This window comes from Nostocoides vanveenii, from assembly GCF_039531165.1.
GTDB lineage: Bacteria > Actinomycetota > Actinomycetes > Actinomycetales > Dermatophilaceae > Nostocoides_A > Nostocoides_A vanveenii.
Window position 1 is genome coordinate 22,705 of record NZ_BAAAPN010000055.1, and the last position, 22,975, is coordinate 45,679.

Annotated in this window: 18 protein-coding genes; 15 read left to right on the top strand and 3 right to left on the bottom strand. The window is 70.4% G+C overall.

The genetic code is table 11. The annotated features are described in order from the left end of the window. The first annotated feature begins 8 nt into the window (after window positions 1-8). The 3 genes from ABD209_RS12220 (at window position 9) to ABD209_RS12230 (ending at window position 3,512) form a co-directional block, all read left to right on the top strand. Window positions 9-1,028 (top strand): DUF4192 family protein, encoded by a 1,020-nt coding sequence (locus tag ABD209_RS12220; RefSeq protein WP_344066740.1) that lies wholly within the window; start codon window positions 9-11, stop codon window positions 1,026-1,028. Between the two features lie 45 nt (window positions 1,029-1,073). Continuing rightward, on the top strand, window positions 1,074-1,475 hold the full coding sequence (locus ABD209_RS12225) for a universal stress protein (protein ID WP_344066685.1): 402 nt from the start codon (window positions 1,074-1,076) through the stop codon (window positions 1,473-1,475). 309 nt (window positions 1,476-1,784) lie between these two features. Further along, complete coding sequence (locus ABD209_RS12230; RefSeq protein ID WP_344066688.1) at window positions 1,785-3,512, top strand: RNA polymerase sigma factor; 1,728 nt, start codon at window positions 1,785-1,787, stop codon at window positions 3,510-3,512. Between the two features lie 75 nt (window positions 3,513-3,587). Here the strand turns inward: ABD209_RS12230 and ABD209_RS12235 are convergent, their stop codons facing one another. The 3 genes from ABD209_RS12235 to ABD209_RS12245 are packed head-to-tail and all read right to left on the bottom strand — an operon-like array spanning window position 3,588 to window position 8,229. After that, a complete protein-coding gene (locus ABD209_RS12235; RefSeq protein ID WP_344066691.1) occupies window positions 3,588-6,005 on the bottom strand; it encodes a transglutaminase TgpA family protein in 2,418 nt (805 codons plus the stop codon). Next, window positions 6,002-7,237 carry a DUF58 domain-containing protein gene (locus tag ABD209_RS12240; protein WP_344066694.1) on the bottom strand — a complete coding sequence of 412 codons (1,236 nt, stop codon included), beginning with the start codon at window positions 7,235-7,237 and terminating at the stop codon, window positions 6,002-6,004. The genes ABD209_RS12235 and ABD209_RS12240 overlap by 4 nt, the downstream gene beginning before the upstream one ends. Next, window positions 7,237-8,229, bottom strand: coding sequence for an AAA family ATPase (locus tag ABD209_RS12245; RefSeq protein ID WP_324387680.1), 993 nt, complete (start codon window positions 8,227-8,229; stop codon window positions 7,237-7,239). The genes ABD209_RS12240 and ABD209_RS12245 overlap by 1 nt, the downstream gene beginning before the upstream one ends. Before the next feature lie 286 nt (window positions 8,230-8,515). Between ABD209_RS12245 and mraZ the strand changes: the two genes are divergently transcribed. The 12 genes from mraZ to ABD209_RS12305 all read left to right on the top strand — a co-directional run bounded on the left by mraZ (window position 8,516) and on the right by ABD209_RS12305 (window position 22,787). Further along, entirely contained in the window at window positions 8,516-8,959 is a 444-nt protein-coding gene (mraZ, locus tag ABD209_RS12250; protein ID WP_344066697.1) for a division/cell wall cluster transcriptional repressor MraZ, read from the top strand. Between the two features lie 149 nt (window positions 8,960-9,108). After that, window positions 9,109-10,086 carry a 16S rRNA (cytosine(1402)-N(4))-methyltransferase RsmH gene (gene rsmH / locus ABD209_RS12255; protein ID WP_344066701.1) on the top strand — a complete coding sequence of 326 codons (978 nt, stop codon included), beginning with the start codon at window positions 9,109-9,111 and terminating at the stop codon, window positions 10,084-10,086. After that, window positions 10,083-10,625, top strand: a complete 543-nt coding sequence (gene ftsL, locus ABD209_RS12260) for a cell division protein FtsL (RefSeq protein ID WP_344066704.1) — start codon at window positions 10,083-10,085, stop codon at window positions 10,623-10,625. The genes rsmH and ftsL overlap by 4 nt, the downstream gene beginning before the upstream one ends. A 10-nt stretch (window positions 10,626-10,635) precedes the next feature. Next, on the top strand, window positions 10,636-12,684 hold the full coding sequence (locus ABD209_RS12265) for a peptidoglycan D,D-transpeptidase FtsI family protein (protein WP_344066707.1): 2,049 nt from the start codon (window positions 10,636-10,638) through the stop codon (window positions 12,682-12,684). Window positions 12,685-12,696: 12 nt separating this feature from the next. Further along, the gene (locus ABD209_RS12270) at window positions 12,697-14,229 is read left to right on the top strand and encodes a UDP-N-acetylmuramoyl-L-alanyl-D-glutamate--2,6-diaminopimelate ligase (RefSeq protein ID WP_344066710.1); all 1,533 of its coding nucleotides are present in this window, start codon (window positions 12,697-12,699) and stop codon (window positions 14,227-14,229) included. Continuing rightward, complete coding sequence (locus tag ABD209_RS12275) at window positions 14,226-15,644, top strand: UDP-N-acetylmuramoyl-tripeptide--D-alanyl-D-alanine ligase (protein ID WP_344066713.1); 1,419 nt, start codon at window positions 14,226-14,228, stop codon at window positions 15,642-15,644. Before ABD209_RS12270 ends, ABD209_RS12275 begins: the two co-directional genes overlap by 4 nt. After that, a complete protein-coding gene (gene mraY / locus ABD209_RS12280; RefSeq protein ID WP_324387868.1) occupies window positions 15,641-16,723 on the top strand; it encodes a phospho-N-acetylmuramoyl-pentapeptide-transferase in 1,083 nt (360 codons plus the stop codon). The genes ABD209_RS12275 and mraY overlap by 4 nt, the downstream gene beginning before the upstream one ends. Further along, window positions 16,720-18,207, top strand: coding sequence for a UDP-N-acetylmuramoyl-L-alanine--D-glutamate ligase (gene murD, locus ABD209_RS12285; protein ID WP_344066717.1), 1,488 nt, complete (start codon window positions 16,720-16,722; stop codon window positions 18,205-18,207). Before mraY ends, murD begins: the two co-directional genes overlap by 4 nt. A 4-nt stretch (window positions 18,208-18,211) precedes the next feature. Then, a complete protein-coding gene (gene ftsW / locus ABD209_RS12290; RefSeq protein WP_344066720.1) occupies window positions 18,212-19,489 on the top strand; it encodes a putative lipid II flippase FtsW in 1,278 nt (425 codons plus the stop codon). Next, window positions 19,486-20,601, top strand: coding sequence for an undecaprenyldiphospho-muramoylpentapeptide beta-N-acetylglucosaminyltransferase (gene murG / locus ABD209_RS12295; RefSeq protein WP_344066723.1), 1,116 nt, complete (start codon window positions 19,486-19,488; stop codon window positions 20,599-20,601). The genes ftsW and murG overlap by 4 nt, the downstream gene beginning before the upstream one ends. A 3-nt stretch (window positions 20,602-20,604) precedes the next feature. Beyond that, on the top strand, window positions 20,605-22,044 hold the full coding sequence (gene murC / locus ABD209_RS12300; RefSeq protein ID WP_344066726.1) for a UDP-N-acetylmuramate--L-alanine ligase: 1,440 nt from the start codon (window positions 20,605-20,607) through the stop codon (window positions 22,042-22,044). After that, window positions 22,041-22,787 carry a cell division protein FtsQ/DivIB gene (locus tag ABD209_RS12305; RefSeq protein WP_344066729.1) on the top strand — a complete coding sequence of 249 codons (747 nt, stop codon included), beginning with the start codon at window positions 22,041-22,043 and terminating at the stop codon, window positions 22,785-22,787. The genes murC and ABD209_RS12305 overlap by 4 nt, the downstream gene beginning before the upstream one ends. The last annotated feature ends 188 nt before the right edge of the window (window positions 22,788-22,975 follow it).

The following is a 22,975-nucleotide window of genomic DNA, read 5'->3' on the forward strand; positions in this document are numbered from 1 at the left end:
AGCGCTCGCTGGTGGCGATCTTCACCAGGGAGCGGGGCGTGATCCTCGTGGCCCGGCTCGACATTCCCGCGGAGATCTCGCGCACGAGCCTCGCCGATCGCGGCTTCGGCCAGGCACTCGATCGCGCGGCTGGGGCGGGCGCCGACGCCGTGGTGTTGGTGGCCTACGACGCCCGGCCGGCCGGGTGGCTGGCCATGGACTCTGCCCTTGCCCTGACGACGCGCGCCGGCCTGGAGGTCTTGTTCGCGGCCCTGGTTGACGGTGACCGCTGGGCGCACGTGGGCTGTGACGAGCAGGAATGGGCATCGAGTTGGCGCGCGGTAGTGGCTGCCGCCGATTGCGGACCCGTGGCCGAGTTGGTCGGGATGGGCCGCGGCGTGCTGCCGGATCGCGCCAGCGCGATCGCCCGTCTCGAACCCGACCGAGCCTTCCAAGCGCGGCTGCCGGCGCTCAGTCGCCGGCAGCGAAGGACGCCGGTGCTGGCGACGAGCTGGTGGCAGGCCTTCTTCGACCTAGCGCAGCCGCTCGACGGGCCGGATGCCTACAACCCATCGCCGGAGGCGGTGATCGGCCTCGCGCGCAGTCTGCTCGACCGGGACTTCCGCGATGCGCTGCTCGCCCATCTGGCCCCGGGCATCCTGCCGTTGGGCGAGTTGCCTTTCGGTGCGGTGCTGCGCGCGCGGGCCGTCGGCGCGGGAGCGGTCGGCGATCACTCTCCGGTCGCTGACCCACAGGCCCAGCACCTGGTGCTGGCAAGGTGTCTGCTGTTGGCGACCCGCTCGCCGGAACCATTGTCCGCAGGTCCGTATGTCGTGGCGAGCGTTCTCGCGGGCCGGCTGGGTGACGGAATGACGGCTCAGGCGGCTGTCGAGGCGGCGCTGCTGGCGGACCCCGTGCACGTGCTTGCCGGACTCATCCGGCAGTTGATCAGCATCGGGATCCTGCCCGGTTACCGCCCCGGAGCGGCCCGACCGGGCGGGCCGGGGGAAGTGTCACCTCATGCGCCATACGGCCATGGCGTCGGGTAGGTTGGGCCGAGCAAGGGGCACCGCCCTGCGATGAAGGAGGAAATGGTGTCGATCGTCGTCGGCTTCGTGCCAACCAAGGAGGGGCGGGCGGCTATTGCCCGTGCCGCGGAGGAGTGCCGGCTCCGCCGCGTTCCCATGGTCATCGTCAATTCCGCCCGCGGCGGCCGGGACACCACCGCGTATGGCGCGGACTCGCCCGCCGAGGTCGAGCTCGCCCAACTCGTCGAGCAACTCAAGGCCGACGGCATCGATGTGTCGATGCGCGCACTCGTACGCGGGATGGAGCCCGCCGAGGACCTCATCGCCGTCGCCGAGGAGCTCAAGGCCGACTTCATTGTCATCGGCCTGCGCCGCCGCACCCCGGTCGGCAAACTCATCCTCGGCTCGAATGCGCAGCGCATCCTGCTCGACGCCCCCTGCGCGGTGCTGGCCGTCAAAGCCGACTGACGCAGCGACGGAACAGGCGACGCGAGGGCGCATCGAGCGGGTCTCGCGCGGCTTCAGCGCGGTCGCGTGGGCGAGCAGCGACCCGGATCATGGCGCAGCAGTGGGCAGATTGCCCACCGGAATACGCGAACCCCGGTGCGCCGTTTTATAATGTCGACAGCGGTCCGCGCGTGCCAGGCTCACCATCTTCCTCCCCTCGGTGCGCGGATCACCTGGGAACCCAACCACAGCAAGCTTCACCCGTCGCGGGTGCCTTCACCGTGTCTGCGACGACCACGATTTCTCCCTGCGAAAGGTGTCGTGCCGCAAGTGCCACGAACGTCCGCACCCGCTTCCGAGCTGCCCCGCGAATTCACCCATGCCGCCCTCCAAGACCTGGTTCGCAAGGGCCGCACCGCCGGCTCGGTGACCGGCGAGGACCTCAAGAACGCCATGGCCGATGCCGGCGTGACCCAGCAACGACTCAAGGCCGTCGTCCGGGCCGTGGAGGAGCAGGGGATCGAGGTCGTCGTGGCGGCCCCGGCCAAGTCGGCGCGCCGCAGCGCGGTCAAGACCGCTGCCAAGTCGGCGACCGCGAAGGCGTCGGAAGCCACGCCCGAGACGGCCCCCACCAAGGCTGCGGCCACCCGGACCACCAAGGCCGCGTCCGCCAAGACCGCGGCAGCCAAGGCCGCGCCGGGCAAGACTGCGGCAGCCAAGGCTGCGCCGGCCAAGACGGCGGCGCAGCGCGATGAGGAGGCGGTGGCTGGAGCGACCGCAAAGGCCCCGGCCAAGAAGGCAGCCACCGCGAAGAAGCCCACAGCGAAGAAGGCCACGGCCACCAAGGCCGCCTCATCGACGGCGCCGGACGTCTCGGACGTCGACGACCACGTGACCGAGGACGTCGAGGACATCGACACCGCCGACCTCGCCGAGGACGGCGGCGACGTGGAGGTCGTGGCCGAGGTGATCGACACGACCGAAGCCGAAGCCGAAGCCGAGGCGGCCGACGCAGACGCCGAGGACGAGGAGGGCGAGGACGCCAAGCCCAAGGCGAGCACCGGCGACGAGAACGATGAGTCGGCCGGCTTCGTCATCCGTGACGACGACGAGGACGACGCTCCGGCCCAGCAGGTCGTGACCGCGGGCGCCACGGCCGACCCGGTCAAGGACTACCTCAAGCAAATCGGCAAGGTCGCCCTCCTCAACGCCGAGCAGGAGGTCGAACTCGCCAAGCGGATCGAGGCCGGCCTGTTCGCCGAGGAGCGCCTGGCCACCTTGGACAAGATCGACCAGAAGCTCAAGCGCGAGTTGTGGTGGATCGCCCAGGATGGCAAGAAGGCCAAGAACCATCTTCTCGAGGCCAACTTGCGGCTCGTGGTCTCGCTCGCCAAGCGCTACACCGGCCGCGGCATGCTCTTCCTCGACCTGATCCAGGAAGGCAACCTCGGTCTGATCCGCGCAGTCGAGAAGTTCGACTACACCAAGGGCTACAAGTTCTCGACCTATGCCACCTGGTGGATCCGGCAGGCGATCACGCGGGCCATGGCCGACCAGGCGCGCACCATCCGCATCCCGGTGCACATGGTCGAGGTCATCAACAAGCTCGCCCGCGTCCAGCGCCAGATGCTCCAGGACCTGGGTCGCGAGCCCACCCCGGAGGAGCTGGCCCGCGAACTCGACATGACCCCCGAGAAGGTCGTCGAGGTGCAGAAGTACGGCCGCGAGCCGATCTCGCTGCACACCCCGCTGGGCGAGGACGGCGACTCCGAATTCGGTGACTTGATCGAGGACTCCGAGGCCGTCGTGCCCTCCGACGCGGTCAGCTTCACCCTGCTGCAGGAGCAGCTGCACTCGGTGCTCGACACCCTCTCCGAGCGGGAGGCCGGTGTCGTCGCGATGCGCTTCGGCCTGACCGACGGCCAGCCCAAGACGCTGGACGAGATCGGCAAGGTCTACGGGGTCACCCGCGAGCGGATCCGCCAGATCGAGTCCAAGACCATGAGCAAGCTGCGCCACCCCAGCCGCAGCCAGGTTCTGCGCGACTACCTGGACTGAGCGCCACCGTCGCCGGTCGGCATCGGTGCAGGTCACCCTGCTCCGCGCGCCGGCAGGCGACATCCCGCTCGGGCGTCAGCGGCGGCGGCGCACTAGATCCGCGACCGAATCGCGCACCGGCTCCCAGGCCGCGCGCGGCAAGTCGGCGATCCGTCGGCCCGAGCGGCCGAGGGCGGCCGTCGCGGATGACGGCAGCAGCCGGGCGCGTAGCCTCGGGACCAGCGACCGGCTGGAGTCGACGGCCTCCAGGACGGCATCGACGTCCTTCGCCGGGTCGGCGAAGGACGTGCCCGGGCCGGCATACCGCGCCAGCTCGACGGCGGTGACGACGCGACCGAGGGCAGCGGCTGGTTCCCGAGAGAGCAGCGCGCGCTCGGTCAGATGACCCTGGATCTGCCGCGGAGTCAGGGCGTCGGGCGTGCGTACGCCCAGGTCGCCGATGCGCCGGATCATCTCCTGCCATCTCAACTCGACCATCGCGGCATCGTCCGCCGCAGCGGCGAATCGCCGCCGCCGGATCAGCAGCGCGGTGACGGGCAGGACCAGCGAGCCGATGATGCCCAGAACGAGCGCCAAGACGACCCAGGCGGCTCTCGGGATGTCTCCGACCCGTTGCCAGATCGGCCGGTCCAGCGAGGTCTGCCCCTGCGGCGTGGGCACGTCGACCCCCGGCTGGGCGCGCCGCGTCGTCGACGACGCCGACGCCGTGGTGCTCGAACTCGCGGTGGCGCTCGAGGTGCCATTGCCTTCCCGCGCGTATGCCGGCACCGCGCCACTGCGGCTGGCCGGCGTCGGTTCGAAGCGCAACCAGCCGAGGGGCTCGAAGTACAACTCCGGCCAGGCGTGCGCGTCGCTCGCGAGCACCGTCCGCTCGCCCTTGTCCAGCCGGCCCGGCAGGAAGCCCACCACGATCCGTGCCGGGATCCCGAACTGGCGGGCGAGCATCACCATGGTGCCGGCGAACTGTTGACAGAAGCCTTGCTTGGTGGCCAGGAAGTGCACGATGGGATTGGCCGCCACTCGGTCCTCGCCCTCGGCTACGGGAACCAGGTCAAGGCTGTAGGTGAATGCTGGGGAACGCAGATAGTCCTGGATGGCGATGGCCGCCTCGATGTCGGTGGCCCCCGGTGGCACCACATCCGCCAGCACCTGGCTCAACGCGCCGGTGGCCAGGGGGTCGATCGCCAGGTCTTGCGGGGTGACGGTCTCCTGGTTCCATCCCCGGAACACGCCGTCCGAGACGCGCGACTCCTGCAGCATGGCCGTGGTCGGCACGACCTCGACGCTGGTGACCGTGTACCTCTTCGCCGTGTCCTCGACTTCGACCTGCCCGTTCGCGTATTCGCGCACCGACTCCTGGCCGTCGACGTCCAGGCTCGCCGCGCCATACGGCAAGGCGATACGCGGGTGCAGCAACTCCCCGTCACGGAACTGCCATTCGGCGCGTTCAATGTTGTCGGACGGCACCGCATCCAGGATGGACGTCAGGCCCGGCGGCAGCGCGTCCGGGACCAACGCTGTCAGTGGGGTACCCCGCGAAACCGCGCGATCAGCGATCGTCGAATCGGTCCGGAAGTTGCCATTGCCGACATACTCATCCAGGATCGCCACGCGCAGCGGGCTCGGCGACGGATCGCTGGTCCGATAGGTCAACACCGGCTTGTCCGACGGGCTTTGCAGATTGCGCTTGAGATCCAAGGTCGTGCTCAACGCGAATCCCGCGTCCGACGTCCCGTTGGAACTGCGCCCCAAGCCGTCGACCAGGAAACGCGTGGGGAAGTGCGGCACGATCAAGGGCACCGCGATCGCGGCCGCCAGCACGGCGATCCCGATATTGCGCGCGACGTCGGCGAAACTGTCCACCGGGTCCCGCGGCCGATCGCCCTCGACCGGCCGGGCCACCAAGGTCGCCCACCGTCGCAGCGAGCCGGTGCCGGTGCGCGCCAGCATCACCAGCCAGAGCACCGCCGGGGCCGCGAAGTAGTACCAAGCCAGCGGGGCCCCGCTGTTGGTTGCGGTGACGAGGTAGGCGGCCACGAGCGCGATACCGGCCACGGCGGGGCTGCGTCGGGTGACCGCGCAAAAGTCGATCAGCGCCACAAAGAGCAGCGTCAGCAGCGTCAGGCCGACGATGATGCCCCGGTTGGTCGGGGCCGGCGCGGCATACCGAACGAGGGTCATCCGGCCCTCGAAGAGGACGTTGTTGAAGGCGCGCACTGTCTCCCAGGTGGGCAATCCGAACCACGTATGCCCGCGCCCGTGCAGCAGGACTGCGGCCTCCAGGCCGGCGAGCAGTTGCACCAGGAGGACCAGCAGCCCGCGACGGATCACCAAGCGAGCCAGCAGCCCGGTCACGACCACGACGAGCGAGACCAGGACAGCCGGGCCGGTCCAGGAGTAGCTGTCGAAGAGGGTGCTCAGGGGCGCGAGCGCGGCCCACGAGGCCGCGGCGGCGAGCAGCGCGTCCGGCAGCCGGGCGGCGGCCGGCCTCATCGGACACCCGCCGCTGCGGTCTCGACCGAGGACCACGCCTCGGCCACTCCCATGCCGACCGGAACGACGACCGTCCCCCAGCCGCGGTCGCGCAAGCGGGCAGCCGTCGCTCCGGCGGCCTCGGCCGACAATCCGGGGAGCTCCTGAACGAGCGCGATGCCTGCCGATCCGGGCGGCCGGACGCGGCTGAGCAGGTCGGCCTCGTGGTCGGGGAGCGGGCAGACGACGGCCACGCACAGCGCACCGCCGGCGGCGGCCTCCGCGGCCGCCTCGATGCTCGGGACCAGGGTCGGCGAATCCGATGTGTCCGCCACGGCCAGCTCGATCAAGGCATCGTCGAGGCGCAGGGCATCGCGTGTGGCGTCGCCGAGCACCCGACCGTCCAGCGCCAGCCGGGCGGCGACGCCACTGGGGATGACGAGGGCCAGGATGGAGGCGGCGGCCGTGACTGCCCACTCGAAGGAAGCGGCAGGACGGGGCTCGCCCTCGCATTGGGCTCGATTGTCCAACAGGAGCACCGCCCGCCGAGTTGCGGGCCGCTCTTCCTGTCTCACCATCAGGTCGCCGGTGCGCGCGGTGGCAGGCCAGTGGATGCGCCGGAGGTCGTCGCCGTCGCGATACTCGCGCACCGAGACATCGTCTTCGCCGTGCAGCGCGATCATGTGCGGCACCGAACCCTCGCTGCCGAGGCCGCCGATGATCCGGGTCGCCAGCAGGGGAACCACCTTCGGCAACACGATCAGTTCGCCCACCCCGGGGACGATGGCATGCCGGATCGTCAACTCGAAGGGATCCTTGATCCGCAGGCCCAGTGGTCCGAGTTGGTGGCGGCCGCGGACCGAGCAGCGGACACGGTAATGGAGTTGGTGGCTGACACCCGCGCCCATGCGAGGGATCACGAAACGCGGCCGGTCACCGAGGGCGTAGTCGAGCTGCTCCTCGGCCATCATGATCGGGGTCGTGCGTGTCCCGGGGTTGGTGATGAACAACTGCACATCCCCGGGCTCATCGACGGGGACCACGGCCGGGGCCACATCGCGCCGGGTGGTCATGGCGACGTGCTGCGTGCGGCTCAGCACGAGCACGAGAACCGGAAGGCCGGCGACCAGGACGCCGGCGCGCGTGATATCGCGGAAGCCGAGCAGGATGCCGCAGACGACCAGCGCCACACCGACCGCGACGAAGGCCCGGCCACGCAGGGTCAGGGCGTCGGTCGTGCGCCGCCGGGGCATCAGAATCCCGGTGCCGGAACGCGCACCCGGTCGGTGACCGAGCGCAGGACATCGGCCGGGGAACGCCGGGCATGCAGGGTCTCGCCGGTCAGCAGGATCCGGTGGCCCCACACCGGGACGACCAGCGCCTGGACGTCGTCGGGCAGCACATAGTCGCGCCCGGCGAGAGCCGCGTGGGCGCGGCAGGCGCGCAACAGGTGCAGCGTGGCGCGCGGGGATACGCCCAAGCGCAGGGCCGAACTCTCGCGGGTAGCCGTCGCCAGGTCGACGATGTACTGGCGGATGGAGTCGGAGGAATGGACCAGCCGCACGGCATGGATCAGCCGGCTGACGGTCGCGGCGTCGGTGACCGGCTGCAGACGCTCCAGGGGTGATCCGGAGCCGTGCCGGCTGAGCATGTCGATCTCACTGCGCGGGTTCGGATACCCGAGCGAGACCCGCGCCATGAAGCGGTCGCGCTGGGCCTCGGGGAGGGGATAGGTGCCCTCCATCTCGATGGGGTTCTGCGTCGCCATGACGATGAAGGGATGCGGGAGGGTATAGGTCCGCCCGTCCACCGTGACATTGCCCTCCTCCATGCATTCGAGCAGGGCCGACTGGGTCTTCGGCGAGGCGCGGTTGATCTCGTCGCCGACGACGACATTGGCGAAGATCGCGCCCGGCCGGAACTCGAAGGAGCGCACGTCCTGGTTGAACATGCTCACGCCGGTGATATCGCTGGGGAGCAGGTCCGGTGTGAACTGGATGCGTCGCACGGTGCAGTCGATGGACTTGGCCAAGGTCTTGGCCAGCATCGTCTTGCCGACACCCGGCACGTCCTCGAGCAGCAGGTGGCCCTCGGCCAGCAAGGCCGTGATCGCTGTCTGGACCACCTCGGGCTTGCCTTCGATGACGGTCCGCATCGCGCCCGCCAGGCTTGTCGTGACCTCGAGCACCTCTTCGAGCGCCCGCGCCCGCGTGACCTCGGTGGGTCCGCCTCGCTGATCAGCCACAGTGCCGCCTCCTTCGCTGCCCCCGACGTGCAGCACGCCGTCATCTTCCCCCACGAACCCCCCGGCGGTAGCCCGGTGAGCCCGCTTCGTCACCATCTCGCGACCGAACGCCGCAAGTTGGCCGAGACAAAGCGAAAAGTGCCCCACTTTCCCCCACCCACGAATGACCTGCAATTTCAGCTCTGTACGTACGGGAAACGCGAACAATTTCGACTTGATAGCGACATTGGTGGGGTAAGGTGGGGGAAATCGGTGGAGCCTGGGTGGAAGGTGGGTGATGGGCTCGATGACTGCGGCCTTTCTCGGCTCCTACACCCCGCGCCTCGACGAGAAGGGCCGGCTCTTCCTCCCCGCCAAGTACCGCGACGGCCTCGGTGAGAAGGTCGTGCTGACCAAGGGCCCCGACCGCTGCGTGACCATCTACCCCGAGGCGGTCTTCCACGCCCGCATCGCCGCCCGGCTCGCGAGCGCCACCACCTCCAGCCGCAGCGTGCGCAATCTGCGACGCGCGCTGCTCGGACAGGCCGCGGACGAGGCGCCGGATCGCCAGGGCCGGGTGACCATCCCCGCCCCGCTGCGTGCCTATGCCGGATTGGATCGCGACTGCACCGTGGTCGGGCAGGGCGACTACGTCGAGGTGTGGGACACCGCGGCCTACGCGGAGATCGAAGCCTCCAGCAACCTCGAACTCGACGACCTCAACGCCGATGGGGAGGAGTTCGTGTTCTGACCCGATGCGGTGGCCCGCGGCCTCCAGCCGTCCTCCCGACCCGACTTCCCCCGTGCCGGGGCGGCTGGGGACCACGAGCCATCGCTTCCCAGGCACCACCTCCCTCCACCGTCATCCAGCCCCAGCTCTAAGCCCCCGAGAGGCCATCCATGACCAGCGGAGCACCTGCCGACTTCCGGCACGTGCCCGTCCTGCTCGACCGGATCGTGGACCTGCTCGCGCCATCGCTCGCCGAGCCCGGCAGCGTCGTGCTCGACGCCACCTTGGGCTTGGGTGGGCACGCGGAAGCGCTGCTGGCCGCCTGCCCGAACGCCCGGCTGATCGGGCTGGACCGCGACCGGGAGGCGCTGGCTCGCGCGGGGGAGCGGCTCGCGGCATACGGGGACCGGGTGTGCGGTGTGCACGCGGTCTACGACGAGGTGCCGGCCGTGCTCGCCGATCTCGGCGTTGCGCGCGCGCAGGCGGTCCTCTTCGACCTCGGGGTCTCGTCGCTGCAGCTCGACGACGGCGGGCGCGGCTTCGCCTACCGCTTCGACGGGCCGCTCGACATGCGGATGGATCAAAGCAGCGGACAGAGCGCGGCCGATCTGCTGGCCACTGCGGATGCCGCGGAGTTGACGCGGATCCTGCGTGACTACGGCGAGGAGCGATTCGCCGCGCGGATCGCCCGCGCGATCCTCGCCCAGCGAGCCGTCCGCCCCATCACCACATCGGCCGAGCTCGTCCAGCTGCTCACCGCCACCATCCCCGCCGCTTCGCAGCGCACCGGCGGGCACCCGGGCAAGCGGACCTTCCAGGCGCTGCGTATCGCGGTCAACGACGAACTGCGCGTATGGGAGCGTGCCCTCCCCGCCGCCATCGACGCCCTCGCCGTCGGCGGACGGATCGCCGTGCTCTCCTACCACTCCCTCGAGGACCGGATCACCAAGACGGTGCTCGCCTCCGGCGCGCGCAGCAGCGCGCCCGTCGGGCTGCCGGTCGAACTGCCGGAACACCGCCCCTATCTGCGCCTGCTCACCCGCGGTGCCGAGGAGGCTTCCGCCGCCGAACAGGCGCGCAACTCCCGATCCGCCTCCGTGCGCCTGCGCGCCGCCGAACGCCTCCGCGAAACGAAAGGAACCCGATGAGCCAGCTCCACGCCATCGACGTGAGCCCGGTCCCCACCAGGCGCCCCATCCGGCCGACGCTGACCGTCGTGCCGAGCCGGTATGTCGCCCGGCAGTTCGGCTTCATCGTCGTGCTCGGTGTCACCTTGATCGTGGGCCTGCTGGCTGCCTTGATGGTCAACACCGCCCTGGCCAAGGGCACCTATGTCCGCGGCGCCCTGGTCGGAGAATCGAACATCCTCGCCGACCGCCAGGAGGTGCTGACGCACGAACTCGATCAGCTGCGGGCGCCCGCCGCGTTGGCGACCAAAGCGCTCAAGCTCGGCATGGTGCCGGCGCAGTCCCCGGCGTTCATCAACCTCAGCGCCGGGACCGTCGTCGGCGTGGCGCAGGCGGCCAAGTCGGACAAGGCGTTTACGGTGATCACGGCTCCCACGCTGGGGCCGGTCAAGGGCACCAAGTCGGCCAAGACCTCAGCAGCATCAAAGGGCACCAAGACCGCCACCAAGACCACCGCGAAGGCCGGCGCCACCTCGGGCGCGACGGACAAGAAGGACTGAGCGCAGAGCCGTGACGCAGCGCATCGAACCGCCTCGGCGGCGCCTGGCGAACCCGGCCCGGCCGGCTGCGCCGGGCTCGGCTCGCCGGCCCGTTGCCGGTCAGCCGTCCGGCGCCCGGGGCGGGTCGGCAGCTGGCGGCGAGACGAGAAGACTGCGCGCGGACACCACGCCGCCGGCCCGAGTGGTGGGTCAACCTCCGCGGCGCGCAGCCGGCGGGCCCCCCTCGCGGCCGCCGCGGCTGCCGAGACGCACCAATCCCGGCGCCAACCCCCGGGGCCGGGCGCGGGGCCTGATGATCGGCCTGCTCTTCGTGCTCAGCCTTTTCGGCGCGCAACTGGTGCGGATCCAGGGCCTCGATGCGGGCGGGACGGCCGAAGCCGGCCAGAAACTACGGGTGGTCAATGAGACGCTGCCAGCGCTGCGGGGCACGATCACCGATGCCACCGGGACGATCCTGGCCTCCAGCATCGAGAAGCGGGATGTCATCGCCGACCCCACGGCCATACCGAAATATCAAAAGACGGTAGCCAAGAAGCTGACTGTCGTGGGGGTCGACGGGGCGGTCGCCGACCTCGCGCCACTGCTCGGGATGGATCCCGCGACGCTTAAGGTCAAGCTGACGGTCAAGGGGCAGTACTCCCGCGTCATCGACAACATCTCGCCGCTGACCTGGAACGAGGTCGCCAAGCTCGGCATCCCCGGCATCACCAGCGTGCGGACCTCGGAGCGAACTTATCCCCAGGCGACGACCGCGGCGAGCCTGATCGGCATCACCAATGCCGGCCAGGACGGCGTCAGCGGACTGGAGGCCTATCTCAACCCCACGTTGCGCGGCACGCCCGGCGAACTTAAGTATGAGATCGGTCAGGACGGCATCCGGCTCCCGATGGGCTTCACCAAGGAGTCCGCCGCGACCAACGGCCACGATGTCCAACTGACCATTCGCAACGACCTGCAGTGGTATGCCCAGAACGCCCTGGCCCAGAAGATCAAGGAGGTCAAGGCCGCCTCCGGCACCGTCGTGGTGCAAAGCGCCAAGACCGGCGAACTCTTGGCCCTCGCGTCCTACCCGACCTTCGACCCCAATGATCTGTCGAAGGGCGTCGGGTCGTGGAACAACCTGGCCTTCTCGGAGGTCTTCGAGCCCGGCTCGACCGCCAAGGTGGTCACGGCCGCGGCGGCGCTCGAGGAGGGCAAGGTCAGCCCGAGCACGCCGATGGTCGTGCCCTACTCACTGCACCGCTCCGATCGCACTTTCAGCGACAGCCACGCGCACCCGACCGAATACCTCACCTTCGCCGGGGCACTCGCGCAGTCGAGCAACACCGGCATCATCCTCGTCAGCGAGACCCTCAAGGCGGCGGTCTTGGAGGAGTATTTCCGCAAGTTCGGCTTCGGCGCCAAGAGTGCGGTCTCTTTCCCAGGAGAGAGCTCCGGTCTGCTCGCCAAGTCCAGTGACTGGAGTGGGTCGCAGCGCTACACCGTCGCCTTCGGACAGGGCCTCTCGATCACGGCGATCCAGGCCGCCGGGGTCTACCAGACCATCGCCAATGGCGGGGTGCACATCGCCCCCAGCCTGATCAAGGCCACCCAAAACGCGTCCGGGACCATGGTCGCCGCCCCGGCCCCCGAGCAGAACCGCGTCATCTCCAAGAACACCGCGACCCAGCTGAGCCAGATGCTCGAGGGCGTCGTCGGCTCCGAAGGCACCGCGCCGGCCGCCGTGATCGACGGCTACCGCGTTGCCGGCAAGACCGGCACGGCCATCTACTACGACGCCAAGGTCGGCAACTACCGCGGCTACACGGCGAGCTTCATCGGCTATGCCCCGGCAGCGGACCCGGAACTCGTGGTCTCGGTCATCGTCCAGAAGCCGACCTCGCCCTACTACGGTGGTCTGGTGGCCGCCCCTGTTTTCCACGACGTCATGACGTATGCATTGTCCTCGCTGGACATTCCGCCGACGCCGGGGGACACGACGCCACCGGAACTGACGCTGAAGCTGACCAGCCCGCCCGACGCGAACGACCCGGCAGTCCTGCGGGACGGTCGCCGGTAGGCGGCACAACGCATGGTCACCCTGCGCCCCAGTCACACCCAACCGGTCGCCCTCGGCGAACTCGCCACCCAACTAGGACTTCCAGCGCCCGGTAGCGCGGTCGCCGTTGCCGGCGTCACCCTCGACTCTCGTTCGGTGCGCTCCGGCGATCTGTATGCCGCGCTGCCCGGCGCCAACGTCCACGGCGCGTCCTTCGCGGCCGGGGCCGCCGCTGCCGGCGCGGTGGCGATCCTCACGGATCCGACGGGGGCGGAGGTGATCACGGGCGCGGGCGTCGACCTGCCGGTGCTCGTGGTGCCCGATCCGCGCGCGGTCCTCGGTGGCCTCGCCGCCCGCGTGTATGCCAGCCCGCCCGCTGGGCTGGCACTGGTCGGCATCACCGGCACCAATGGCAAGACGACGACCGCCTATCTTCTCGACTCCGCCCTGCGCGCGCTCGGTCAGCAGGTCGGCCTGGTTGGGACCGTCGAGACCCGCGTCGGCCCCACCCGGGTCAAGAGCGAGCGGACCACCCCGGAATCGACCGAGGTGCATGCCCTGCTGGCCGCCATGCACGAGGCCGGCTGTGCGACCTGTGTGATGGAGGTGTCCAGCCATGCGCTGACCCTGCACCGGGTCGACGGCGTCGTCTATGACGTGGCCGTCTTCACCAACCTTTCGCAAGACCATCTCGACCACCACGGCAGCATGGAGCGCTACTTCCAAGCGAAGGCGTCGCTCTTCACCCCGGAACGGGCGCGCCACGGCATCGTCTGCGTCGATGACCAGTGGGGCCGGCGGCTAGCGGCCGACGCCCCCATCCCGGTAACCACCCTCGCCGGTGGCGCCGAAGCCGATGCCGACTGGCGAATCATTGCGGACCCCGATGATCCGGCTGCCTTCGCCCTGACGGGCACCGACGCCACGCTGGATCTGCGCTCGGCGCTGCCCGGGGACTTCAACCGGGTTAACACCGCGCTCGCTGCCCTCGTGCTGTTGCAGCTGGGCCACGATGTCGACGACGTCGTGGCGGCGGTGCGCACCGACCCGCACGTTCCGGGCCGGATGGAACGCGTCACACCGACCGGCGGCGGGACGGCTCCACTCGCCGTCGTGGACTATGCCCATACCCCCGAGGCCGTCGCCGCCGCGCTGGCGGCGCTGCGCGGGCATACGGCCGGGTCGATCGTCGTCGTTCTCGGAGCCGGGGGCGACCGCGACACCACCAAGCGCGCGGCGATGGGGGCCGCCGCTGCCCACGGGGCGGCGCTCGTGATCGTCACCGACGACAACCCCCGATCCGAGGAGCCGGCGGCGATCCGGGCCGCCGTGCTTGCGGGCGCCCGCTCGGCGGACGCGACGGCGCAGATCAGCGAGATCCCCGACCGCCGGGAGGCGATCTCCGCCGCGGTCGCCGAGGCGATCCGACGGGGACCGGGAAGCGCCGTGGCCGTCGTCGGCAAGGGCCACGAGAGCGGCCAGGACATCGCGGGCGTGGTGCATCCCTTCGACGACCGGGTCGAGTTGCAGACCGCCCTCGACGCTTGGTGCGGAGGTGGCGCGTGATCCCCCTCAGCCTGGCCGAGATCGCTGCCGTCACCGGGGGCGAAGTGGCCGGCATCGCTCCCGAGGCGGCCGAGACGCTGGTCGTCGACGGTCCCGTTGTGACCGACTCGCGCGAGGCGCGCGCAGGCAGCCTCTATATCGCGCGCATCGGCGCCGAGAACGACGGCCATCGCTTCATCGCCAACGCCCAGGCCGGCGGCGCCGTGGCCGCCCTGGTCACCCAGGACACCGGTCCCCTGCCGCGCGCGGTCGTCGCCGACGAGCAGGCCGCCTTCGTCGCTCTCGCCCGCCACCTGGCGCAGGCCGTGCCCGGGCTGCTCATCGCCGGCATCACCGGGTCGTCGGGCAAGACCTCGACCAAGGACCTGCTCGGGCAGGTTCTCGCCACCGCCGGTGAGACCATCGCCCCGGTCGGCTCGTTCAACTCCGAGGTCGGCGTCCCGTTGACCGTCGCGCGGGTCACCCCGACCACGCGCTTCCTCGTCGTCGAGATGGGGGCCCGCGGCATCGGCCACATCGCCTACCTGACCCAGATCGCGCCGCCGCGCATCGGGATCGTGCTCAATGTGGGCTCGGCGCACGTCGGTGAGTTCGGTTCTCGGGAGGCGATCGCCCTCGCCAAGGCGGAGTTGGTCGCCGCCTTGCCGGATGACGGCCTGGCGATCCTCAATGCCGACGACCCCGCCGTGCGCGCGATGGCCGACGCGACCCGCGCACGGGTCCAGTTGGTCGGCACCGCGCCCGACGCGGATCTGCGGGCGGACGACATCGCCCTGGACCCCGCCGGCCGGGCCGGCTTCCGAGTCACCACACCGGCCGGGGCCGCCGACGTGACGCTCGCCGTCGCCGGTCGCCACCAGGTCGGCAATGCCCTTGCGGTCATCGCCGCCGCGCTCGAGGCCGGTATGCCGCTTCCCGCCATCGTGACCGCGCTCGCGACCGCGGGGCCGGTCAGCCGCTACCGGATGGAGGTCAGCGAGCGCGCCGACGGGGTCACTATCGTCAACGACGCCTACAACGCCAATCCGGAGTCGATGGCCGCCGCGCTGGCGGCGCTGGAAACCATGGGCGCCGGGCGCCGACGGATCGCCGTCCTCGGCCCGATGCTCGAGCTCGGGGTCGAGTCCGATGCCGCGCACGCCGACGTCGGTGCCCTGGTCGCCGCCCACGGCGTCGACGCGCTGGTGGTCGTCGACCCGGTCGCCGCACCCATCGGCATCGGAGCCCAGGCCGCCGGGAGCGCGGCCGAGGTTCGTTATGCGGCGGATGCCGAAGCGGCATACGCTGATGCGGTTGCCCTCGTCCGTCCCGGCGACATCGTGCTGGTCAAGTCGAGCAATGGCGCGGGCCTACGATTCCTGGGGGACCGACTGCGCGACACGCAGCCGTCCGACAAGGAGGAAGAGACGCGGTGAAGGCCGTCCTCATCTCTGCCGTTGTGGCACTCGTCATCGGGCTGCTGGGAACTCCCGCCTATATCAAGTTCTTGGTCCGGCGCGGCTATGGCCAGTTCATCCGCGACGACGGCCCCACCTCCCACCACACCAAGCGCGGCACGCCGACGATGGGCGGCACCGTGATCATCGCCGCCACCCTGATCGGCTATTTCGCTGCCCACGCGTTGACCGTCTGGCAGGTGTCGGCCAGCGGGCTGCTCGTGCTCTTCCTGATGGCCGGCCTGGGCCTGGTCGGCTTCCTCGACGACTACATCAAGATCTCTCGCCAACGCTCGCTCGGCCTGCGCTCCAAGCAGAAACTCGCCGGTCAGGCCCTCGTGGCGATCATCTTCGCGGTCCTCGCCCTCCGGTTCCCCGACAGCGGCGGGCTCACTCCGGCCTCGAGCGCGATCTCTTTCGTGCGTGACACGCCGATCAATCTCGACATCGGTCCACCGCTGCTCGGCATCGCGCTTTTCGTCATCTGGGCCAATGTGATGATCTCCGGCACCTCCAATGGCGTCAACCTCACCGACGGCCTGGACGGACTGGCGACCGGCGCCTCGACCATGGTGTTCGCGGCCTATGTGCTGGTCGGGATCTGGCAGAGCAACCAGAACTGCCAGAGCCTGCCCGGCCTGAAGTGCTACGACGTGCGCGACCCGCTCGACCTGGCCGTCGTCGCGGCCGGTGGGATGGGCGCGTGCTTCGGCTTTCTGTGGTGGAATGCCGCGCCCGCCAAGATCTTCATGGGTGATACCGGCTCGCTCGCGCTCGGTGGCGCGCTCGCCGGGCTGGCCATCCTGTCCCGGACCGAACTGCTGATCATCGTCTTGGGTGGCCTCTTCGTCACCATCACCTTGTCGGTGATCATCCAGGTCGCCTCCTTCAAATCCACCGGTAAACGGGTCTTCCGGATGGCGCCCTTACAACATCACTTCGAGTTGTTGGGCTGGCAGGAAGTCACCATCGTCATCCGCTTCTGGATCATCGCCGGGCTCTTCGTGGCCCTTGGCCTGGGCCTGTTCTATGCCGAATGGGTCGTGGGTGGGGCATGACGGCCCGTCGTGACGTCGCGGACCTGACCCACCGGGACGCGGCCTGGTCCGGCCTGCGCGTGCTCGTCGCCGGCCTCGGCATCAGCGGCTTCGCGGCCGCCGATGCGCTCGCCGAGCGGGGTGCGCAGGTGGTTCTCGTCGACGCCGCGGTGCCGGCGCCCGACTCCGCCGCCGCGGGGCGCGCCCAGATCCTTGAGGTCCTGGACGTCGAGGTGCGCACCGGAGCCGAGGCGGCAGCCGCCCTCCCCGGCGGCCGAGAGCTCGACCTCGTGGTGACCTCGCCCGGCTGGCGCCCGGACCAGCCCCTGCTGGCCGCAGCGGCGGCCGCCGGGATCCCGGTCTGGGGTGAGGTCGAACTGGCCTGGCGGATGCGCGCGCGCGAGGGGGCGGCGCCCTGGCTGACGATCACCGGCACCAACGGCAAGACGACCACGGTGCAGATGCTCGCCGCCATCCTGCGGGCGGCCGGCCTCCGGGCCACGAGCGCGGGCAATGTCGGCACACCGATCCTCGAGGCCGTCCTGCATCCCGAGCCGTATGACGTGATCGCCGTCGAGTTGTCGAGCTTCCAGTTGCACTGGTCCTCTTCGCTGCGCCCGCTGGCCTCGGTCTGCCTGAACATCGCGCCCGATCACATCGACTGGCACGGCTCGCTCGCCGACTACGAGAAGGACAAGGGCAAGGTCTACGCCAATACCGAGATCGCCTGCGTCTACAACGTCCAGGACCCGGCGACCGAGCGCCTCGTCGAGCAGGCCGAGGTGATCGAGGGCTGCCGGGCCATCGGATTCACGCTCGGTGTCCCGGCCCGCTCCATGGTCGGCCTCGTCGACGACATCCTGGCCGACCGCGCGTTTGTCGAGGACCGCGCCACCAGCGCCGTCCCGGTGGCGAGCCTGGGGGACCTGGAGCAGAACGGCATACCGGCCGCGCCGCATGTCGTCGCGAATGCGCTGGCGGCGGCCGCGCTCGCGCGGGCCTACGGTGTGCATCCGCATGCGGTGGCCGCGGGGCTGCGCGACTTCGTGCCCGAACCCCACCGCGTCGCGTATGCCGGCGAGGTCGCCGGCGTGCGCTTCGTCGACGACTCCAAGGCCACCAACCCGCACGCCGCGTCGGCCTCCCTGGCGGCCTACGAGCACATCGTCTGGATCGCCGGCGGGCTGCTCAAGGGCGCCGAGATCGACGACCTGGTGGAGCGATTCGCCGGGCGCCTGCGCGGGGCGGTGCTCATCGGTGCCGACCGCGCGCGAATTGCCGAATCCCTCGCTCGACACGCGCCCGACCTCCCCGTGGTCGACCTCGCCGACACCGACACTGGTGCGATGGATCGTGCCGTGGTGGCGGCCGCACGCCTGGCCCAGCCGGGAGATGTGGTGCTGCTGGCGCCGGCGGCCGCGTCCATGGACATGTTCGCCAACTACGGCGCACGCGGCGATGCCTTCACGGCCGCGGTCGCGCGCCTGACGTCCAGCGGGGAGTAGCTCAGTGAGCAGTGCCAGCACGACGCCGGCCTCGGGCGTCGCGAACCGGCGCGCCTTCGGCAGGACGCGCGAGTTGCTCGACTCGCCCGCGGCCACCTACTACCTGCTGCTCGCGGTCACCGCGCTATTGGTCTCGGTCGGTCTGGTCATGGTGCTGTCGGCGTCGATGATCGTCTCGCTCAAGGACGACGACACCCCCTTCGCCGTCTTCAAGGGCCAGCTGGTCTTCGCGATCCTCGGGCTTGTTGCGCTGGTCATCGCCATGCGCCTGCCCATGTCGTTCTGGAAGCGGATCGGCGGCCTCGCCCTGCTCGTGGCGGTCTTCCTGCAATTGCTGGTGGTCTTCACCCCGCTCGGCACCGGCCAGGGCGGCAACCGCAACTGGCTGGACCTCAAGTTCACCTCCCTGCAGCCCTCCGAGCTCGGCAAGCTCGCGTTGGTGCTCTTCGGGGCCCGCGTGCTCGCCCAGAAGCGACGGGTTCTCGGTGACTTCCGCGAGGCAATGATCCCCTTCGTGATGCCGGCGGCCGCGATCGTGCTGTTGCTGGTGATGATCGGGCATGACCTCGGCACCGCCATGGTCATCGCCGCGCTGGTCGCGGGAATGCTCTTCGCCGCCGGCGTCCGGCTGCGCTGGTTCGCGGCCGCCGGCATCGGTGGCGTCGCCCTGTTGGCACTAGCCACCTTGACCAGCTCCAACCGCCTAGGCCGGATCAACATCTGGCTCAACCCCTCGGTCTGCAAGCCCAAGAACGAGGACCTGTACTACGGCATTTGCCGCCAGCCGCTGCACGCTCAGTTCGCCCTGGCCGACGGCGGCGTGACCGGGATCGGTTTGGGCGCGAGCAAGGAGAAGTGGCAGTGGCTCTCGGAGCCGCACAACGACTTCATCTTCGCCATCATCGGTGAAGAGCTGGGCCTGATCGGCGCGCTCATCGTGCTCGCCCTTTTCGCGGTCTTTGCGTATGCCACGTATCGCCTCGTCGTGCGAACCGACGACTTCTTCGTGCGCATTGCGGCCGTCGGGGTGATGGTATGGATCCTCGTGCAGGCCATCATCAATATCGGTGCCGTGATCGGGACGCTGCCGATCATCGGCGTCCCGCTGCCCTTCGTCTCCTCTGGTGGCTCGTCGCTGATCACCACCATGCTCGCGGCCGGGATGCTCCTCGCCTTCGCCCGGGCCGAACCCGGCTGCCGAGAGGCCCTGGCGCTGCGCCCGTCTGCCGTCAAGGGTTCGATGGCAGTGCTCGGCCGGGCGCGACGAAAGACCACCTCATGAGCGAGTTGGAGCTTCCCGACTCGGTGCTGCTGGCCGGCGGGGGATCCGCCGGGCATGTCTCGCCGCTGCTGGCCCTCGCCGACACGCTGCGCGTGATCCGGCCCGATATCGCCATCGCCGCGCTCGGCACGGCCACCGGGCTCGAAGCCCGGTTGGTGCCCGAACGGGGCTATCCGCTGCACACCATCCCCAAGGTGCCCTTGCCGCGCCGGCCCTCCGGCGACCTGGTCGCGGTGCCGGGCAAGTTGCGCGGCGCCGTCCAGGCGGCCGCGGCCGCGATCGACGAGACCGGCGCCCAGGTGGTCGTCGGCTTCGGCGGCTATGTCTCGACCCCGGCCTACCTGGCCGCTCGGCGCGCGGGCATCCCGATCGTGATCCACGAGCAGAACGCGCGGGCCGGCCTGGCCAATCGCCTCGGCGCCCGGATGACACCCTTCGTCGGCACCACCTTCGCCTCGACCAAGCTGACCCACAGCCAGGTCGTGGGCATGCCGTTGCGACCCGAGATCAGCACCTTGGACCGGGCCGCGATGCGCGAGGAGGCCCTGGCGCACTTCGGGCTGGATCCCCAATGGCCGACCCTGCTGGTGACCGGCGGTTCCCTCGGCGCCAAGCGGCTCAACGATGCCTTCGAGGCGCGCGCCCTGGACCTCTCGGCCGGCGGCGTCCAGGTGCTCCACCTGACCGGCGCCGGCAAGGCCTTCGAGGTCGGTGACACCGGCACCGGCGCGCCCTATGTCGTGCGCCCGTATGCCGATCGGATGGAGCTGGCCTACAGCGTCGCCGACCTGGTGGTCGCGCGCGCCGGCGCCAACACGGTCTGCGAGCTGACCGCCGTCGGCCTGCCGGCGATCTATGTGCCCTTGCCGATCGGCAACGGCGAGCAGGAGCTCAACGCCGCCGATGTCGTTGCTGCCGGCGGTGGCCTGCTCGTCCCGGACGCGAGTGTGAATCCGGAGTGGGTCGCCGAGACGGTGATCCCGCTGCTGCGCGACGGCGACCGGCTGCGCGCCATGGCCCGTGGCGCGGCCTCGGTGGGGCAAGCGGGCGGTGACCGCCTGCTGGCGGGGCTGGTCGCGCAGGCATACGCAACCCGGAGCATGAAGAGGTAAGTCGTGCCCTACGGCGTCAACGAACGTTTCGACTTCGGCGAGCCGACCCGGCCCGCCGCCGCGCTCGGTCGCGTCCATTTCATCGCCATCGGCGGTAGCGGCATGTCCGGCGTCGCCGCCTTCCTCAGCGATCTCGGTGTCACGGTATCCGGCTGCGACGGCGCCGAGAGCCCGGCCGTCGAGCGGCTGCGCGCCGACGGCATCGCGGTCGCCATCGGCCACGACCCCGCGCACCTCGTGGGCGTGGACACCGTGATCGTCTCCTCCGCCATTCCCGAGAGCAACGCGGAGCTCGCCGCCGCACGCGCCGATGGGCGCGCCGTGCTCCACCGGGCCCAGGCGCTCGCAAGTGCCATGGGCGATGACACGCGGGTGGCGGTCGCGGGCGCCAATGGCAAGACGACCACGTCGGCGATGATCGTCTCGGCGCTGCGCGCCGCCGGGGCCGACCCGTCCTTTGCGATCGGCTCGGAACTGGTCGATCTCGGCCGCAACTCGCTGCGCGGGAGCGGGCAGGTCTTCGTGGCCGAGGCCGACGAGTCAGACGGCTCCTTCCTCAGCTACCGCCCCCACATCGCGGTGGTCACCAATGTCCAGCCGGATCACCTCGACTTCTACGGCGACGTCGCCCACGTCGAGGCAGCGTATGCCGCTTTCGCCCGCTCGGTAGAGCCCGGCGGTGTGCTCGTCGCTTTCGCCGACGACGCCGGGTCGGCGCGGCTGGCGTCCGCGATGCGCGCCGCCGGGCGCCGCGTCATCACCTACGGCGAGGCGCCGGAGGCGGATGTGCGCATCACCGACGTCGCCGTCGCGGGCCTGACCAGCCGGGCGATCGTCACCTATGACGGGATGCCCCTCGACCTGACTGTCGCTGCTCCGGGACGGCACAACCTGGTCAACGCGGTGGCCGCCCTGAGCGTCGGCTGGGCCGGTCTGGGTCTGGACCCGGTCGCCCTCGCCGCGGGGCTGGCGGCCTTCCCCGGCACCCGGCGCCGCTTCGAGCGGCGGGGGAGCGCCGCCGGTGTCGACGTGGTGGACGACTACGCCCACAATGCGCCGAAGGTCGCGGCCGTCGTTGCCGGAGCACGCGCCGTCGTCGCGCCGGGTGCCTCGGTGCGCGTGGTCTTCCAACCCCACCTGTACTCCCGGACCCGAGACTTTGCCCCGGGCTTCGCGGCCGGCCTGGCCGGGGCGGACCAGGTCGTGCTCCTTCCCGTCTATGGAGCGCGGGAGCAGCCGATGCCCGGTGTCGACTCCCACCTGATCGCCGCGGAACTGGCTGCGCTCGGTGGCGAGGCCGAGTTGGCCGCCGATCCCGCGGACGCCGTGCGCCGCCTGGTGGCGAAGGCCGCTGCCGGGGACCTGGTGCTCACCGTCGGAGCAGGTGACGTCACCCGGCTCGCCCCGCTGATTCTCGCGGCCCTGGACGGAGGCCGGGAATGAGGCTCGGCACTCCCGAGACGGCGCGCTCCGACGGGCGCGTGACGGCTTTCCCGGGCGGCCTGGCCCGGTCGGCCGGGCGAGGCGGACGACGCCGCCTGGCGTGGCTCGCCGGTGCGCTGGTCACGGCCCTGCTGGCCCTGTGGATTGCCTTCGCCTCACCGATTTTCGCTGTGCACGACGTGCGCATCACCGGCAGCTCGGAGTTGGTCCGCTCGATCGCCAAGAAGGTCACCGCATCGGCTGTCGGCGTGCCCGTTCTGCGGGTGGACACCGGGTCGTTGGAGGCGCAGATCGAGGCAGATTCGCGGGTGGCCGATGCCACGGTACGACGCGGACTGCCCCGGTCACTCGTGGTCGAGGTGGTCGCCCGGTTGCCGGTCCTGGGCGTGGAAAAGGCTAAAGGTCAAGTTGATCTTGTAGACATTCAGGGCGTCGTAGCCGAACGCGTGACCAAGGCGCCAGCAGGCGTCCCCGTCGTGTCGAGCGCTTCCGGCCAGGTCTCGCCCGCCGGCGTCGAGGCCGCCCTCGACTTGCTCACTGCGTTGCCCGAATCCCTGCGGGCAAAGGTGCAGAACCTGCGGATCGACGCCACCGAGTCGATGTCCTTCCGGGTGGGCGCGACCACCGTCACCTGGGGAGGCGCAGACCGGGCGGAGGTCAAGGCACGGCTGGTTCAGATCTTGCTCACCAAGAAGCCGGCGACCATCGACGTCAGCGCTCCGGACACACCCACGACGACCTGATCCGCGGGGGTGGCAGCGCCGCCGAGGCGGCCCACCGGTGGGGCGGATGTGACTGGTGTGACGGGCGTTTCCGGGGTTCGCGGGAATAAGAGATCGCGCGGATAGGTCAGGGTCGTCGGGTGGGTCGGGTGTCCCAGCGGTGGGTCGTCCAGGCTCGGCGGAGCAGGCTTCGGGTGATGATGACCGCG

Coding starts and splice junctions, on each gene's coding strand:
- ABD209_RS12235 (WP_344066691.1), bottom strand. CDS start 6,005: ATGAGGCCGGCCGCCGCCCGGCTGCCGGACGCGCTGCTCGCCGCCGCG.
- ABD209_RS12240 (WP_344066694.1), bottom strand. CDS start 7,237: ATGCCCCGGCGGCGCACGACCGACGCCCTGACCCTGCGTGGCCGGGCC.
- mraZ (WP_344066697.1), top strand. CDS start 8,516: ATGACTGCGGCCTTTCTCGGCTCCTACACCCCGCGCCTCGACGAGAAG.
- rsmH (WP_344066701.1), top strand. CDS start 9,109: ATGACCAGCGGAGCACCTGCCGACTTCCGGCACGTGCCCGTCCTGCTC.
- ftsL (WP_344066704.1), top strand. CDS start 10,083: ATGAGCCAGCTCCACGCCATCGACGTGAGCCCGGTCCCCACCAGGCGC.
- ABD209_RS12270 (WP_344066710.1), top strand. CDS start 12,697: ATGGTCACCCTGCGCCCCAGTCACACCCAACCGGTCGCCCTCGGCGAA.
- murD (WP_344066717.1), top strand. CDS start 16,720: ATGACGGCCCGTCGTGACGTCGCGGACCTGACCCACCGGGACGCGGCC.
- murG (WP_344066723.1), top strand. CDS start 19,486: ATGAGCGAGTTGGAGCTTCCCGACTCGGTGCTGCTGGCCGGCGGGGGA.
- ABD209_RS12305 (WP_344066729.1), top strand. CDS start 22,041: ATGAGGCTCGGCACTCCCGAGACGGCGCGCTCCGACGGGCGCGTGACG.